1 protein-coding gene is annotated in these 821 nt (G+C 68.1%); it reads right to left on the bottom strand.

Annotation, left to right across the window (positions count from 1 at the left end; translation table 11 throughout):
* A partial coding sequence (locus EOT10_RS40950; RefSeq protein ID WP_146003158.1) for an RNA-guided endonuclease InsQ/TnpB family protein occupies positions 1-821 on the bottom strand: 821 nt, incomplete at both ends.

Below are 821 nucleotides of genomic sequence, written 5' to 3'. Positions count from 1 at the left end.
GCCCCGTTGGGCAGGAAGCTGCCCGGCTGATCGGGATCCGGCTTCGGCGCGGGGGCCTTGACCATGTTGCGGATCTTGAGGTCTTCGTGCGCGATGAAGTCGTGCTCACGAACGAGGTCAAGAGCTGTCTTGTGGGAGTGGTCCAGGCGCTGACGGCGAACCTTGCGGTGCAGGTCTGCAACGCGCTGGACGGCCTGCTGGTGGTTCTTGGTGCGCTTGTCCCGGCGGACACGGGGGAAGCGGGCGAGGGCGCGTTGTGAGGCTTCGAGTGTGGCGGCGGCCTTGCGGCCGTGACGCGGGTTGGGTACGAACTCGCCGTTGGAGTCGGCGAGGAAGTTGGCTATGCCCATGTCGATGCCGACCACGGAGCCGGCCTTGGGCAGCGGCTCGGGCTGCGTCTGCTCGGCGGTCAGGATGACGTACCAGCGCCTGCCCTCACGCTTGACCGACACCGTCTTGACCTTGCCGACCACGGGCCGGTGCTGGTTCACCTTGACATGCCCGACGCCCTGGAGGCGGACACGGGTGACGGGGTCGCGCGGGGTGGCATCCCAGCGGCAGCCGTCGCCGTCCTTGGGGAAGTCCACGGTGTCGAACCAGTTCACGCCCCGGAACCTGGGATACCCCGGTGTCTCACCGGCCTTCACCCGGCGGAAGAACGCGGCGAACGCCTTGTCCAGGCGGCGCAAGGTGGCCTGCTGCGACGAGAACGACCAGCGGCCCTGACGTTCCGGGGCGAACGCCCGGATGTCCTTGAGCTGTGCGGACTGCTGCCCGTACTTGATGCTCGTCTTCGAGACGTGTCGGTAGGCGTCGCGGCG

It is taken from the genome of Streptomyces antnestii (assembly GCF_004005495.1).
Taxonomy (GTDB): Bacteria; Actinomycetota; Actinomycetes; order Streptomycetales; family Streptomycetaceae; genus Streptomyces; species Streptomyces antnestii.
This window is presented reverse-complemented; position numbering and strand designations above follow the sequence as displayed.